The organism is Pseudomonas sp. KCJK9111 (assembly GCF_046231935.1).
Taxonomy (GTDB): Bacteria; Pseudomonadota; Gammaproteobacteria; order Pseudomonadales; family Pseudomonadaceae; genus Aquipseudomonas; species Aquipseudomonas parafulva_B.
Genome location: NZ_JBJJMO010000050.1, coordinates 1 through 16,210 on the forward strand (window position 1 = coordinate 1; position 16,210 = coordinate 16,210).

At 61.7% G+C, this 16,210-nt stretch carries 9 protein-coding genes; 1 reads left to right on the forward strand and 8 read right to left on the reverse strand.

Annotated elements, in window-relative coordinates; genetic code table 11:
• Positions 1-850: 850 nt before the first annotated feature.
• The 7 genes from ACK59L_RS16150 to pip all read right to left on the reverse strand — a co-directional run bounded on the left by ACK59L_RS16150 (position 851) and on the right by pip (position 9,651).
• Positions 851-1,585, reverse strand: a complete 735-nt coding sequence (locus ACK59L_RS16150; RefSeq protein WP_196135572.1) for an amino acid ABC transporter ATP-binding protein — start codon at positions 1,583-1,585, stop codon at positions 851-853.
• Positions 1,578-2,540, reverse strand: coding sequence for an amino acid ABC transporter permease (locus tag ACK59L_RS16155; protein ID WP_144964722.1), 963 nt, complete (start codon positions 2,538-2,540; stop codon positions 1,578-1,580). The genes ACK59L_RS16150 and ACK59L_RS16155 overlap by 8 nt, the downstream gene beginning before the upstream one ends.
• 111 nt (positions 2,541-2,651) lie before the next feature.
• Positions 2,652-3,452, reverse strand: coding sequence for a transporter substrate-binding domain-containing protein (locus ACK59L_RS16160; protein ID WP_023533017.1), 801 nt, complete (start codon positions 3,450-3,452; stop codon positions 2,652-2,654).
• Between the two features lie 242 nt (positions 3,453-3,694).
• Entirely contained in the window at positions 3,695-6,268 is a 2,574-nt protein-coding gene (gene mdoH / locus ACK59L_RS16165) for a glucans biosynthesis glucosyltransferase MdoH (RefSeq protein ID WP_409274707.1), read from the reverse strand.
• Entirely contained in the window at positions 6,261-7,982 is a 1,722-nt protein-coding gene (locus ACK59L_RS16170; protein WP_409274709.1) for a glucan biosynthesis protein G, read from the reverse strand. Before ACK59L_RS16170 ends, mdoH begins: the two co-directional genes overlap by 8 nt.
• 263 nt (positions 7,983-8,245) lie before the next feature.
• Positions 8,246-8,683, reverse strand: a complete 438-nt coding sequence (dtd, locus tag ACK59L_RS16175) for a D-aminoacyl-tRNA deacylase (RefSeq protein ID WP_058604273.1) — start codon at positions 8,681-8,683, stop codon at positions 8,246-8,248.
• On the reverse strand, positions 8,680-9,651 hold the full coding sequence (gene pip / locus ACK59L_RS16180) for a prolyl aminopeptidase (RefSeq protein ID WP_409274711.1): 972 nt from the start codon (positions 9,649-9,651) through the stop codon (positions 8,680-8,682). Before pip ends, dtd begins: the two co-directional genes overlap by 4 nt.
• A 181-nt stretch (positions 9,652-9,832) precedes the next feature.
• On the opposite strand from pip, the gene ACK59L_RS16185 reads away from it, so the two are divergent.
• Positions 9,833-15,355, forward strand: a complete 5,523-nt coding sequence (locus ACK59L_RS16185; protein ID WP_409274713.1) for a dermonecrotic toxin domain-containing protein — start codon at positions 9,833-9,835, stop codon at positions 15,353-15,355.
• Between the two features lie 48 nt (positions 15,356-15,403).
• Here the strand turns inward: ACK59L_RS16185 and hutG are convergent, their stop codons facing one another.
• Positions 15,404-16,207 (reverse strand): N-formylglutamate deformylase, encoded by an 804-nt coding sequence (gene hutG / locus ACK59L_RS16190; RefSeq protein ID WP_409274732.1) that lies wholly within the window; start codon positions 16,205-16,207, stop codon positions 15,404-15,406.
• Positions 16,208-16,210 lie beyond the last annotated feature (3 nt).

Below are 16,210 nucleotides of genomic sequence, written 5' to 3' on the forward strand. Positions count from 1 at the left end.
GAAATTAACGCGCCGCACCGCGGGACAAGGCCGCTCAGAGATACACGGTCCGTTGTAGGAGCAACTGTCTTGCTTAATTTTTTAAAATCTAGCCTGCCCCCTAGGGGGCAGGCTTGTCGCGCGGGCACGGGCGAAGCCCTTGCCGTCCAGCGCGGTATTGGATTGGTGAGCAAGCCCGCTCCTGTATGACTTACGTCGGCCTCCTGATCTAGGTCCGCTTGGGCTGTGGCAAGACCAGATCAAGCCAGGGCTCCCCGTGCTTAGCATGGCATTGAGACGTACGAGGAATACCCGCATACAGGCTACGATGGCGACCTTGGTAACTTTCCCTCGTCCGCGCAGTGCCCCATAACGAGCCTTGAGCGATGGGTTGTACTTTATCGCCACAAGGCATGACATACACAACGATCGCCTGGCCTCAAACCGCCCGCCTGAGATAGAGCGCTTGCTACGCTTTATGCTGAGACCGCCAAGGGCATCGAGCAGCGCTTCGAATCCCGCCGGATCATTGCTCACATGAAGTCTGATGCCTTGGGGCCGCACCGCAGCATCAAGGGAAAGACTGGAAACATCGATACCCAGGTAGGAAACCATCGCCTAAATCTCCTAGACTCAACACTGTGAGAGGACTTTGACTTGGCCCACGCTTGTGATTCGAGATCAGAGCCGCGTCCAACTGTTCGGGCTCTCGCCAAAGTGGAACGGTGAATGGCAGCTTGTGCTCCTACTCGTGCTCAAGGCACCTGCGGCATTCAGCTTGCCATTCACCGCTCTCACTCCAGATTCTAATCCTCTACAAGACACAAGCGACCTTGTTCCGCGAATGGGGTGCAGAGCGCCCCCTCAGCGGCTACAGCACCTGGCGCAGGAACGCCTGCGCGCGCGGGTCCTTCGGTGCATCGAAGAACGTGTTCGGCGAGGCATCTTCCAGCAGCTTGCCATGGTCGAAGAACAACACTCGATCAGCCACTTCGCGGGCAAAGCCCATTTCATGGGTGACGCAGACCATGGTCATGCCCTCAAGGGCCAGGGTCTTCATCACATCCAGCACTTCCCCTACCATTTCTGGGTCCAGCGCCGAGGTGGGCTCGTCGAACAGCATCACTTTCGGGTCCATGGCCAACGCGCGGGCAATCGCGACCCGTTGCTGCTGACCGCCCGACAACCGCGACGGATACTCGTTGGCTTTCTCCGCGATCCCCACCTTCTGCAACAAAGCCCGGGCCTTGGCTTCGCGATCGGCCTTGCTGCGCTTGCGCACCACCTTCTGCGCCAGGCACAGGTTTTCCAGCACGGTCATGTGCGGGAACAGGTTGAAATGCTGGAACACCATGCCGACTTCACGGCGGTAGGCGTTGATGTCGGTCTTGGGGTGCGCCAGATCCAGGCCGGCGATGGCCACATGGCCCTCGTCGAAGTGCTCCAGGCCGTTGAGGCAACGCAGGAAGGTCGACTTGCCCGAGCCCGAAGGGCCGAGGACCACGACTACTTCGCCTTTTGCCACGTGCGTGGTGACGTTGTCGACCGCCCGCACCACATGGCCACGGGTGTCGAATACCTTGAGCAGGTCACGGACTTCAATCACTTTGCGCAAGCCTCCGCTCGAGCCGGCTGGCAATGTGCGACAGCGGCAGGTTGATCAGCAGGTACAAGCCTGCCACGCAGAACCAGATCTCGAAGGTCGAGAACGACGTGGTGATGGCTTCCCGTCCGCTTTTCGTCAGTTCGGTAATGGCGATCACCGACACCAGCGAGGTGTCCTTGACCAGGCTGATGAACTGACCAGCCAACGGCGGCAGTACACGCTTGAACGCCTGGGGCAGTATCACATGACGCATCGACTGCCCGGCATTGAGGCCCAGCGAGCGCGCAGCTTCGTTCTGCCCCTTGGCGATGGACTGCACGCCGGCACGCACGATTTCCGCCACATAGGCACCTGTGAACAGCGCCAGGGCGGCTACACCGGCAAACTCCCGCGACAGGTTCAGGACCGTGCCGATGAAGAAGTAGAAGATGAAGATCTGAACCAGCAACGGCGTGCCGCGCACCAGCTCGACATAGACGGTCGACAAGTCATGCAGCGTCGGGTTGGTCGACAACCGGCACAGGCCGGCAACCAGCCCGATCAGCAGCCCCAGCGCACCGGAAACCACCGAAATCCACAGTGTGGTCCACAACCCCCAGGCCAGTGGACCTGCGGCCCAGTGCCGGGTTACCCCAATCTGGTCCCCTTCGGCCACATCGTCGCCGCGGCTCAGTTGCAGGCTGTCCTTGGCCACGTCCAGGACCTGAAGCGCCCCGCTTTCATCCTTCAAGGTGACGCGGGCTTCATCCCCTGTGATGACGACTTCCTGCACGGTGCCATAGTCGGTCGCGCGCTGTACGTCCTCGGCCTGGTAGGCGAAATACTGAGGGACGCGGTTCCAGCGCCACTCGTAGGAAATCATCGAGGTGGCCATGTACAGGCTAACGGCCAGGCCTACCAGGACCAGTGCAGTCAGCCCATGCCAGGGCCACTGGGCCTTCTTGTGTTTGATCACGTTGGATACTCCGGAAAACGGCAGGCCGCAAGCCACAAGCCGCAGCCTATGGCCGACCCCATAAGGTCGGTCACTGGCTGCGGCCTGCAGCTTGCGGCCTGAAGTTGCCTTTTATTCCATGTCCTTGAGCCAGTCCTTGTTCTTGAACCACTTGTCGTGAATACGATCGTAGGTCCCGTCATGCTTGATCTGGTGCAGGAAGTTGTTGATGAAGTTGATGCTGTCGTAGTCGCCTTTCTTCAGGCCGAAGGCCAGCGGCTCGTAGGTGAAGGGTTCCTCAAGGAACAGCAGCTTGCCAGCACCGGCCTTCTCAACGGCCACTACGTTGTAGGGCGCGTCATAGACGAAGGCGTCCGCCTTGCCGTTGACCACATCCATGACCGCTTCCTGCTCATTGTCATAGCCGTGGTACTTGGCTTTGCCGATCAGCTTCTTGGACACCATCTCGCCGGTGGTCCCCAGCTTGGAGGTCAGGCGATACTTCTCGTTGTTCAGGTCCTTGTACGACTTGATCTCGCCGGCCAGGTCCTTGCGGATCAGCAGGGTCTGGCCCACGACGATGAAGGGTTCGCTGAAGTTCAGGCGCAGGTTGCGCTCCTGGGTCAGGGTCATGCCGCTGCCGATCATGTCGAACTTGTCGGTCAGCAGGGCGGGAATGATGCCGTCATAAGCGGTGGATACCGCTTCGAACTTCACGCCCATCGACTTGGCCATGGCCTTGAGGATGTCGACCTCGAAGCCGATGATCTCGCCACGCTTGTTGGTCATCTGGAACGGCATGTAGGTCGGGTCCATGCCCACACGCAGCGTGCCACGCTTGACGGCCTCGTCGATGGCCCCGGCCTGGGCAGCGGACACCGCTACCAGAGCGGTCATGCCCACCAGCAGCCGCGAAAGGTATTTCTTGAACATCACCAAGTCCCCTGAAAGTAGAAGTAGCGCGTTTTCTTATCGGTACGGCCTTGCGGGCCGCCGTGAGCTATCGGAGAGGGATGCTAACGCATGGCGCGCTGGCGATATAGCATCGGGGGGGACTTTGTTGACCTAAATCGGCCCGAAGGGCGAAAGCGTCGCGGGCCAACCCGCTCCGGCCTGACCCTGCAACCCTCGGCTGCAGGGCAGGTCAGAACGGGCTGGCCCGCGTATGGCGCAGGTCAAGAGCCTGCGAGCGCCGGTTGGCCTTCCTGTTCAGGATGCAGCGGCAACAACGGCGAATGCGGGTCGCTCTTGATCGAAGCGCGCCAGGCATCGATCCATGCCGCGTGCTGCTGCGACCATACCTGGTCGTGCAGGCGGGTCAGCGCAACGGGATCGCTCAGCAATGCCAGGCGCGTGCCGAGGTCGAGCCCATGGGGGCCGACTTCCAGGGCTTTGGCGATACGTTCGGCCCGCATGGCCTCGATGGGTGCTGCCTGACCGTGCCGGGCAGTGGCCATGGCGCACGCCAGGGCATTCTGCCGCGGGTCCACCACAGCGCGCACAAAACCGTCGCGCAGGGCGTGCCAGCGGTTCTCGTGGGTGTACTGGTCCGTGGCCAGCAGCTCCTGCGGCGTGGCGTATTCCTCAGGAATCAGGAACAGCTTCTCGTCCTTGGCGGCCAGACCCAGGCGGGTACGGCTGGAAATGACCGAGACCGGGATGGACAGCATCAACGAGCCCACGATCGGCGTCAGCCACCACAGGAAGCTGGGGTTCAGCCAGGCTACCAGGCCTGCCCATGCCACGCCCAGCAAGGTTTGCGGACCATGGCGCTTGACCGCCTCGCTCCAGGGCGTGGAGTCATCGTCGCGCTGAGGGGAGTTCCAGGTGGCGGCCCAGCCCAGGAATGCGGCCAGCACGAAGCGGGTGTGGAAGATCATGCGCACCGGAGCCAGCAACATGGAGAACAGCATTTCCATGAGCATCGACAAGGTGACCTTGATCCGCCCACCGTACTCCACCGCGCCCTTGGCCCAGATCAGGATGACGCTGAGCAGTTTGGGCAGGAACAGCAGCACGATGGTGGTGGAGAACAACGCCACGGCTTTTTCCGGATGCCATTGAGGCCACAGCGGGTACAGCTGGTACGGCTCGATGAAGTACTGGGGCTCCATCAAGGTGTTGGTCGCCAGCAACGCGGTCGACAGCACCAGGAACAGGAACCACAACGGCGCAGACAGGTAAGACATGACACCCGTCAGGAACACGGCACGGTGCACCGGGTGCATGCCCTTGACCAGGAACAGCCGGAAGTTCATCAGGTTGCCATGGCACCAGCGACGGTCGCGCTTGAGTTCGTCGAGCAGGTTGGGCGGCAGTTCTTCATAGCTGCCCGGCAAGTCATAGGCGATCCATACCCCCCAACCGGCACGGCGCATGAGCGCGGCTTCGACGAAATCGTGGGAGAGAATGGCCCCAGCGAACGCACCCTTGCCTGGCAATGGCGCCAATGCGCAGTGTTCGATGAACGGCTTCATGCGGATGATCGCATTGTGCCCCCAGTAGTGCGACTCGCCCAGCTGCCAGAAATGCAGGCCGGCCGTGAACAATGGGCCGTATACGCGCGTGGCGAACTGCTGCATGCGTGCATACAAGGTATCCATGCCCGACGCCTTGGGCCCGGTCTGGATGATGCCGGCATCAGGGTTGGCCTCCATCAGGCGCACCAGGCTGCTCAGGCATTCGCCGCTCATGACGCTGTCGGCGTCCAGCACCACCATGTACTTGTACTCGCTGCCCCAGCGGCGGCAGAAGTCGTCGAGGTTACCGCTCTTGCGCTTCACCCGACGCCGGCGACGGCGGTAGAAGATACGGCCGAACCCCTTGGTTTCACGGCACACGTCCAGCCATGCCTGTTGCTCGGCAACGGCAATGTCGGTGTCGTTGGTGTCGCTGAGCACAAAGAAGTCGAAGCGGTCCAGGTTACCGCTGGCTGCCACCGACTCGAACGTTGCACGCAGGCCTGCGAACACCCGCGGCACGTCTTCGTTGCAGATCGGCATGACCAGCGCGGTCCGTGCGTCTGGCGCGATGGGTTCGTTGCCGGCACTGCTGCCGGAAATCTTGTACTTGTCGCGCCCGGTCAGCAGCTCGAGGAAGCCCATCAGGGCTGTCCAGAAGCCGGCCGACACCCAGCAGAACAGAATCCCGAAGAGAATCAGGATGGACGTCTGCAAGGCGTACGGCCATACCTGCACCACCGTATCCCAGATCGGCTGGGCGAAGATTTCGTCCAGATCGACAAACGACCAGCCCTGGTAGGGCAGGATGCTCTTCATGTACCAGCCAGCGACCAAGGTCTGCCCGATCATCAGTGCCAACAGGATGTATCGGCGGATCGAACCGACAGTGCGCCAGCGGGCCGCCGGCAACTCACGCTTGGGTGGCTGCGGTACGTTGGTACGCCCGGTCAGGCGCCGCCATACCCGCACCAGCAGGTTGGTACGCCATGGTTCGGGCACGACCTTGGTACGTGTGATGGGCGGCGCGATCTTCAGGCACAGGCGCCCGTTACCGTCCACACCGAGCATTTCGGCCTCTTCCAGTTCGCCCGCGGTGCCGACCGTCAGGCGCGAGCCCACCGAGGCCTGCACGGCCTCGGCTGGGCTGGCGGGCGAGGTGGCCGCCAGGCGCTGGTGCAGTTCGCTGAACGATGTGCACGTGGCAAGTTCCGCGCGCTGCTCATCGCTCAGTGGAAGGTGGGCCAGGTATTCGCCAAGCGATACCGGCCTTGGGCTCGGATTACTCATCGGCAGGCAACTGATAGGTCCAGGTTTCGGTCAGCACCTTTTCGGTGGTGGCCGCAGCCCCGGCAGTGGGCGCCGCGTCGGCGGCAGGTTGTTCGGCCTTGACGGTCTTCTCGGCCTTGGCATGCTTGGCAGACGCCTTGTCCTGCTTGGCGTCCTTGGCAGGCGCCGGAGCCTCTACCGGCACATCACGTACCAGCGCTGCACGCATTTCAGTCGACTTGTTGGCTTCCTTGACCTTCAGGCGCAGGGTCAGGCGCCAGCCCTTGGTTTCAGGGTTGTAGCGCAGGTTGTTCTCGACCACCTCACCGTTGTCGCCCACGCTGATCTGGCTGCGCACCGGGGTGTTTTCAGGCAAGGCGGCCAGGGCCGGGCCTGCGAAGTCGACCAAGAACGCCACGCTGCCATCAGGCTGGCGGATCAGGTTGGACTGCTTGACGTCACCGGTGGAGCGCAGGGTCTGCTTGACCCAGCCCAACTCAGGCGCCTGGAACTTGGGCTCGTCGATGGTCCAGTGCAGGCGGTAGGCGAACTCGGCCGCTTCGCCAGGCTCGGGCAGCTTTTCCGGGCTCCAGAAGGCAACGATGTTGTCGTTGGTTTCGTCGGCCGTCGGGATTTCCACCAGGTCGACGGTACCCTTGCCCCAGTCGCCTTTGGGTTCGATCCAGGCACTTGGACGCTTCTGGTAGTTATCGTCCAGGTCTTCATAGTCGCTGAAGGCGCGCTGGCGCTGCATCAGACCAAACCCGCGCGGGTTCTCGACGCTGAAGTTGCTGACCGACAGGTGCTTGGGGTTGTTCAGCGGGCGCCACAGCCACTCGCCGTTGCCGGCATGAATGGACAAGCCTTCGGAATCGTGCAGCGCTGGGCGGTAGTTGAGGACTTTGGACGGCTGGTTCGGGCCGAACAGATACATGCTGGTCAACGGCGCTACGCCCAGGCGGCTGACGTGATCGCGCAGGTACACGCGCGACTGCACGTCAACGACGGTGTCGTTGCCAGGACGCAGGGTGAGCTTGTAGGCACCGGTTGAGCGCGGCGAGTCCAGCAGCGCGTAGATCACCAGGTGCTTGTCGGCCGGCTGCGGCTTCTCGACCCAGAACTCGGTGAACCGTGGGAATTCTTCGCCCGAGGGCAGCGCCGTGTCGATGGCCAAGCCACGGGCCGACAGGCCATAGACATGGCCCTTGCCAACGACGCGGAAATAGCTGGCGCCAAGCAGGGTCATGATTTCGTCCTGCTTGTCGGCCTTGTTGATCGGGTACAGCACGCGGAAGCCCGCGTAGCCCAGGTTCTTGGTGGCATCGGCATCATGCGGCACGTCGCCGAACTCGAAGCGGCTCGGGTCGTACTTGATTTCCTGGACCTTGGTGGCGGTGACTTCGTTGATTTTCACCGGCGTATCGAAATGCATGCCCTGGTGGTAGAACGACAGCTTGAACGGCGTCTTGTCGTTGGCCCACTCGGCCTTTTCCTGCAGGAAATGGATCTTCTGGTAGTCCGCGAACTTCATGTCGCGGAACACGGCCGGCAGGTTGCTTTTGGGCGCTTCATACTTCTGGCCGGCCAGATCCTTTGCCTTGGCGGCAACATCGTCAAGATTGAATGCCCACAGCTGGCCCGCGCTCATCAGGCCAACGATTGCCATGCTGGCCATCAGCGCCTTGCGTAGCCTGACGCCGGGGATTCTTGATGCTTTTTGGGGACTAACAATCACGAGCAACCCTCGCCGAAAACAGATCATGAAACCAACGGCCAGCGACAAATGCCGGGTTGGCGAGCACTGTTCGGACCCCGTAAGGGCGTAATGATTCCCCAAACGGCTACGGACATTGCTCGAGTCAGAGTGAAACGGGCCTGCGAACGCAGGCCTCATGCAGCGCGCGATTATCCAGCAGGTCGCGTGACAACGCATCAGGCTGCAACAACTATTTATGGTATAGAACCGCTTATTCATTCAGGAAAGCGGCTTTTTTAACCTTAAATTTGTAACAGTAGTGTTACAGGGCCATCATTGACCAGGTGCACCTGCATATCGGCACCGAATTGACCGGTAGCAACGTCGGCATGGCGGCCTCTGGCTTGCGTCACCAGGTAGTCGAACAGCTCGGCCCCCAGGGCCGGGGGTGCCGCCGTGGAAAAGCTGGGTCGCATGCCGTTGCGGGTGTCGGCCGCCAGTGTGAATTGCGAGACCAGCAGCAGACCGCCACCCACCTCTTTCAACGACAGGTTCATCTTGCCCTGCTCATCGCTGAACACGCGGTAGTTCAACAACTTGTGCAGCAGCTTGTCGGCATGCTCGCGGGTGTCGTCCGGCTCCACGGCCACCAGTACCAGCAGGCCTTGCTCGACAGCGCCAATGACCTGGCCCTGCACTTCCACCCGCGCGTTGCGCACCCGTTGCAACAGGCCCTTCATGCTTCTTCCAGGGGCAAGTCGAGCAGGCGCCTGGCCATCTGGTCGGCTGCGCGTACCAGGGCATCGGTAATGCCCGGCTCGGAGGCGGCATGGCCGGCATCGCGAATCACCTTCAATTCACTGTTCGGCCACGCCTGGTGCAGCTCCCAAGCGTTGTCCAGTGGGCAGATCACATCGTAACGCCCGTGCACGATCACCGCCGGCAGGTGGGCGATCCTGGGCAGGTCGCGCACCAGCTGGTTCGGCTCGAGGAAGGCGTTGTTCATGAAGTAGTGGCATTCGATGCGGGCGATGGACAAGGCCCGTTGCGGTTCGGAGAAGCGATCCACCACCAGGGGGTTGGGCCGCAGCGTGGCCGTACGGCCCTCCCAGGTGGACCATGCCTTGGCCGCGTGCATCTGGGCAATCTGGTCAGAACCGGTCAGGCGCTTGTGGAACGCGCTGACCAAATCGCCGCGCTCCTCCGGTGGAATGGGCGCAATGTAGTCCTGCCAGTAGTCCGGGAACAGGCGGCTGGCACCTTCCTGGTAGAACCACTGTATCTCCTGAGGCCTGCACAGGAAGATCCCGCGCAGTATCAGGCCATGCACGCGTTCAGGGTGGTTCTGGGCGTAGGCCAGCGCGAGCGTGGAGCCCCATGAACCGCCGAACAGTACCCACTTGTCGATACCCAGGTGTTCACGGATGCGCTCCATGTCCTCCACCAAGTGCCAGGTGGTGTTGTTTTCCAGGCTGGCATGGGGGGTGGAGCGGCCACAGCCGCGCTGGTCGAAGGTGATGATGCGGTACAGGGTGGGATCGAAATAGCACCGGCTCTGGGCATCGCAGCCTGCACCCGGGCCGCCATGAATGAAGAGCACCGGCAAACCTTCGGGTGAGCCGCTTTCATCGACATACAGCACGTGTGGCGCTTCCACGGCCAGATCGTGCCGGGCGTAGGGTTTGATCTGCGGGTAGAGGGTCTGCATTGCGCACTCCGTGTGAAGGTTGTTCGGCCGTGAGCCATCATAAACCTGAATTGAGCGCAGAGCATGCTTGTACATCAACTCCATGCCTGCCCCGATACAGTTGCCAGGCAGACATATCTACCTCCCTTCTCCGTCCCCGGCCCTACAGAGTCCTTCACCCCATCGTGCAGAGGACTACGAAATGCCCACCCCGACCAGCGATACCCTACCCTTACAAGGTGTCCATTACTCCACCATCGCCAAGCGCCTCCCCCAGTGGCTGAAAAAGAGCCCGGCCCAGACGCATCAAGCCTTGCGCAACTGGCGGCAGGCACCTGCCTGGCTGGCGTCAGCGATTACAGAGCAACCGGCCATCGCGCGTGCCTGGAGCATGGAACACGCTCAGCACCGTCAGCATCAAGCGCAGGTCGCGGCGCTGTTCGAGCAGGTTGCAGATCTGGAGAGCTATGCCAGAAAGGCGTTGACCGAAGCCATCGCTGAACGCTTTGGTCTTCAGGTCGATGTCGACCAGAGCTACCTGGTGGACGCACGCCTGATCGAGGAGCACAACGCCCTGGACGGGCGGCAGGCCGTGGAGCGGGCGACCCGCTCACTGCTTCAGGCAGCCCTGCATAATTTCGAGGCATCGGCCGCCGTTGAAGGGGGCATGGATGCGCCCGACGGGCTCCTGAAAAAATCGGTGATTCTCGACCACCGACGCTTCATGGGCACCGTGCCCATCACCAATGCGCTGGATATACCGGCAGAGGCCTTCGCCGACCTGTGTCGAACGCTAGACATTGGTAGGAAATATCACGACCTGATCCACGCGATCTATTACCCGGCCGCAACGGCCGACCGCAGTGCCGACGAGGTGGCCTTGGAGGTGTATCAAACACTGGGGCGGGCAGAGGGGTCGGCCTGGCGGCAGTCCCTGCATTACGCTCGCTTGAAGGGCGATATCAGCGAGACGTTCTACACCGCCGCGCTGGCAGTGCCGCTTGATCAAAAGCTGGACCCTCACGCGTCAGGGATCAGGCTCAGCGAGCTGCAACTCTGGGGCTGCGTACTGACGGGGGTAGTGGTGATCGAGAGGCAATCGGGTGCCGATAGCCGCGTTGCGCTGTACATGCCCGACGACGAGCAAACACCTCTCAAGGAGTTCACCGATACGCAGGCCATGCATGACGCGCTGCGGGATCGGCTCCAGGCCGACATGGGCTACCTGGACAAGCATGTGCCCGAGCGCGACAAGGCGATGGTTCGACAGCGCCTGCAAGCGCGTCTGATGCCGCTGGGCTGGAGTACCCGCGGTTTGCACGAACCCGTACTCGATCCACATGCCAGGCTCTACCCCGTTCAAACGCCTTTCAATCACGCGTTTGAGGGGCTCATGGCTTTTCGCAAAGTGGAACGTCATGAGCAAGACGTGCTCTTTCACGCCGTCCCGACCGAGATCGTCGACCGGCGTACAGCCCAGGCTCACCGCGAACTCATTGCCGGGCGCGCATTACTGGCACTGAACATCGCCGGCTTCTTCGTGCCTGGCCTCGGTGAGGCCATGCTCCTGGTGGGCATCGTCCAGCTGGCCCATGAAGTGTATGAGGGCATCGATGCCTGGGAGGCAGACGAGCGCGACACGGCGTACGACTATCTGGTCGATGTCGTCGAGAACGTAGCGGTCATGGCTGCGCTGGCAGCTGCTGGCCATGTGCTCAAAGGCGCTCCGGAAGTCTCCGGGGGCGACGAACCCATCGTCGAAGAACCCGACGACGAACTGGGTGAGGCGCGTATTCCCGTAGAGACCCCGTCATTCATCGAAGAGCTGGAAGACGTGGACATGCCTGATGGACAGGTAAGTCTGTGGAAACCGGACCTGAGGCCCTATCAAGTTCATGACCCACTGCCGCAAGCATTGGCACCGGATGAGCATGGCCTCCTGCTGCATGAGGGGCGGCAACGGCTGGTACTGCAGAGCCGCCAGTATCAGGTCGTGCCAGACGCTGACACTGGCCAGTACCGGCTGCAACACCCACGGGGCGAGCATCGCTATCAGCCCCCGCTGCGCCACAACGGCGCTGGCGCGTGGATACTGGTCACGGACCGCCCAGCTACCTGGACAGGTTCGACACTGTTGCAAAGAATGGGGCACCTGAGTGCCGACTTCGATGAGCCGACGCTGCGACGAACGCTACAGATCAGTGACACGGACGAAGATGCCGTGCGCAGGGCGCTGGTGGAGAACGAGCGGTTGCCTGCGTTGCTACAAGACACGCTGCAGCGGTTCAAGCTCGACCAGTCGATAAGCCAGTTGCCCACCACGGCAGACCGATCAACCGAATTTTCCAGAGCCTACAGCCGCATGACATCGGCCCAACTGCCCGATGCCGAACCGATCATGCGTGCATACCCCGGTCTTCCAGCCGCCATTGCCGACGAGCTGGTAAGCAGCGCCAATGCCAACGAACGAGGCGTGCTGGCAAGCGGTAGGGTGCCGCTGCGGCTGAGTGAGGAAATTCGTGTTTATCTGCAACAGGTCCGTCTGGCGCGGGCTTACGAGGGGTTGTTCCTGGTAGGGGCTCAGGGCTGGGACAGCGATCGACTGGTGCTGCATACCCTGCCAACACTCAGCGGATGGCCTGCCGAAACCAGACTACAAATCGTAAGGGGTGGGTCCTGGCCCACTCAAGCCGAGGCAGTCGGCCCCGAGCAAGGCAGCCCCCGCGTGACCATCATCCATGCCCGTGCAGGGTACATCGTCCAGGATCAAGCCGAGCCATCTCGGCTGGTAACGGCACATCCGGACCTCTTTATCGCGCTGCACGCGGCGCTGCCAGAGGTCATGGCACTACTCGGCGCGGCTGACGCGCCGGCCCTGCAGCACCTGATGCAGGAAAGCCCGCTGCTGCCTCGGCCAGCCTTGCGCAAGGTTCTGGGCATGCGGCCGGTGCGCCCCGGCTATCGCTCACCCATGCGCCTTGCCGATGGTCGCCTGGGGTATCCGCTGAGCGGCGGTGGCCCGCAAGCCCATGCGGTCTCTCACTCGCAGCTCATTGCAGCGGTCGAGGCACTGGAGTTGGCGCAGCGTACCGGCCGTTCTGCCGATCAAGTGATCAATACGCTGGCCAGTGGCGGCCGCACCCGCCTGCAGATTTTCGAGCACCTGCAACGCTTGGCCGAGCAGCGCACCGAACTGCAAAGCAGGCTCGATGACTGGAGCGAGGCCATCTCGCCGCCGACTGACGAGGCAGCACGCAACTACGACGCGTTGCGCGAGGCTATCGTGCAGTTCTGGTATGACTCGGCGTTGGACGAAAGCGACCGGAGCACGTCCGTGTTACGCCTGGCACAGGTCTCTCTGGCTGATATTCCGCTGAATTTACCCGAGTTCTTCTACCAGCGAGTGCGCAGCCTGATCTTGTTTGACCTGCCCTCAGGCGCGATGGCCAGCTGGGCGCAGAACGAGCGTTTGCTGCAACGCCTGCTCCGTCAGATGCCGCAACTCGAGGCATTGGAAATTGACCGTCCCTACACACCCCGGGCGACACCCTCGGCATTCATATTCAGCATACCCACCATTCTGGAGAATCTGCCACAGTTGCAGCGCTTGGTACTGACCAACCAGAACATTGCCTTGTCCTCCAGTGACCTGGACATGCTGACCGGCGCCGACCAACTGCGTCATCTGGACCTGTCCGGAAACCGCCTGGCGCAGAGTAACCGGCCCAGCTTCCACGCGCTCACACTCGATTACCTCGGGCTCGACCGCATGCAACTGTCGCAATGGCCAATGGGCATCGGCAGCGACGCCTTGAGCCGCATCGGTGAGCTGTCCCTGCGCGACAATAACCTGCTCACGCTGCCATCGTTTCTGCTGCACGAAGCCGAATCACTTAGCCTGCCGCCGGTCATCAACCTTGAAGGCAACCCCATCAACGAGATTCACGTGCAGCGTTTGCTCATGAACGAGCAGCTGGACACTTCCGGCATCCGCGTGGACCAACCGCCGTCGCTTATCGAGGGAATCACGCGCCTGCGCAACGAGCGCTCGCAGGTACGAGAAGCGCTCGAAGGCTGGGCGCAGGCATCGAGTTCCAGCAACCCTTTGACACAAACCGCCCTGGCCGAGCGTCAGCGCATTGAAACGGCGATCAACGATTTCTGGACGCATCAGGAACAGGGCCATCGATACCTCAGGCTGCAACTGGAAGACGTGTCGATTGAGCACTTCCCCAGGCGCCTGCCGCCATTCTTTGGCGAGCGTGTTCGCGCCCTGGCCTTGACTCGCCTGCGGGGCACGACTGCGCAGCTCGATGAGTTGCTCAGTCGCTTTCCAGGTATCACGCGCTTGACCATAGACGGTCATCAAGCGCCGCAACCGACACTGCCTACCGCCTTGCTGCGCTTGCCAGCGCTGGAGTACCTGGAACTGCGCAACATGAACCTGGAAATCGACCAACCCATGTTCGAGATCTTTGGTCGCCTGCCCCACCTCACCTCACTGGACCTGTCGGGCAACCGGGTGGGCACCATCAACCACGTTCCTGCTCACCTCGCGGCGAATCTGCAGTCCCTGGTGCTGAGCAACATGGACCTGCAAGGCTGGCCAAGCTGGTGCGATCAGTTGCTGCCGCTTGAATTACTGGACCTCAGCTCGAACAACATCACCGAACTGCCAGACCATATCCTGTCGAATCTGGATAACGCCATTCCGATTTCTTCCGTGTCCTTGCTCGACAACCCGCTGCCAGCGGCAACCATCCAGCGGGTCCGTACGTTTTCGGACAGCCACCACAGCTTCTCCTTCGCACTGGACATTCCCAACGATCTACTGCTCACCGACGGTTCCAGCGATGGCTCCCTGGACCACCCGCATTTCCCGGTGTCTGGTGACGATACCCCGCGGATGGAATCATGGATGCTGGGAAATGCACTGCAAAATGAATCCTTGCAGGCATGCTGGGACGCGCTTGCAGGCAGTGACTTGCTGCGCCTGGCGGGCCGTTTGCAAAACGCAGCGCCTTATGTGGAGCCCGCCACGCGAGGCACGTTCTGCGAACGGGTGCGACTGGTGCTGGTCGCAGCGGTCAGCAACCCAGCTGAGCGGCCATTGCTGGAAAGCATCGCTGCAGAGGCACTGCCCGACGAGACTGGCGCACAAACCTGCCATGACGGCGCGCTTCAAGCGTTCAACAACATCGAGTTGTACCTGATGCATCAACGCGTCGTGATCGATGCGGGGGACAGCCTGCAGCAGATGCGTCAAAGGCTGTTGCAGCTGTTCCGGGTAGAGGAACTCGAACGCCTTGCCCAGCACCGCGCGATACCGGGGGATCTGGTTTCGGTACGCCTGGCCTACCGCCGGGAGCTGGCCAAGGAACTCGAGCTGCCCATCGCCGACCGTATGCGTTTCCGAAGTGCTGCCAACCTGGCAGCCGATGAGCTTTCGAGCGTCCTCGAACACGTGCGCAAGCGCGAACACAGCGAAGCCTTCATCGATTACCTGCTGTCCAACCAGGACTGGACCCAGCGCCTTCGCGGTGAATACGCCGAGCGGTTCGAGGAAATTGAGAACCGGTACCGCCAGCGGGTAATGGAACTGGCCAATACCAGCCATCCGCTGCAGGAAGAGGTGATCTTGCAACAAGGCTTGCAAGTGGACCGGGAGCTCGAGGAGCAGGCACTGCTGCGCGAGCTCACGCTCAAGGAAGTCGCCAAAGGCTGACGATTGAGCAGGCGGCGCGCACACCGCGCGCTGCCTGGCCGACTGGCTTCAGTTGCGATAATGCGCCTGGCCCCATGCCAGCAGCGCCTCCAGCAGCTGCTTGAGCACCGCCTGGGTTGGGCGTGCCAAGTCTTCACGGTAGGTAAAAGGTTCACGCTCTTGCATGTAGGTGCTTTGCGTAAGCTCCAGTTGGACGGCGTGAACGTGAGCGGCTGGGTTGCCGTAGTGACGGGTGATGTGCCCGCCCTTGAAGCGCCCATTGAGCACATGATCGTAACCTTGCACCTGTTGGCAGACGTGCGTCAGCCGCTGGGCCAGGCTCGGGTCGCAACTCGCATCGTTGAAGGTCCCGAGGTTGAAGTCCGGCAGCTTGCCGTCGAACAGCCGAGGAATGTGCGAGCGGATGGAGTGGGCGTCCCACAGCAAGGCATAGCCAAACGTCTCACGCAAGCGTGTCAGCTCATGCCTGATTGCCCTGTGATAAGGGTGCCAGATGTGCTCAAGGTAGTGCTTGCGCTCTGCCGGGCTTGGCGCCAGCCCTTCCTTGAACAAAGGTTCACCCTCAAAGAGGGTGTCCGGATAGAGCCCGGTGGTGGCCCCTGCATACAGCGGCTTGTCGTCCTCCGGGCGGTTGAGGTCGATGACGAAACGCGAATACTCGGCCGTCAGTACGCTGGCGCCCAGCGCCTGGGCGAATTCGTACAGACGGGGAATGTGCCAGTCTGTGTCGGGCAGGCTGCGCGCCTGGTCGACCAGGCCATCGGCCACTGCCGGGGTAAGCTTCAGGCCCGCATGGGGAATGCTGATCAACAGCGGCAATTGACCCTGGTGAAAGCTCAGTACCTTGTCCATCTC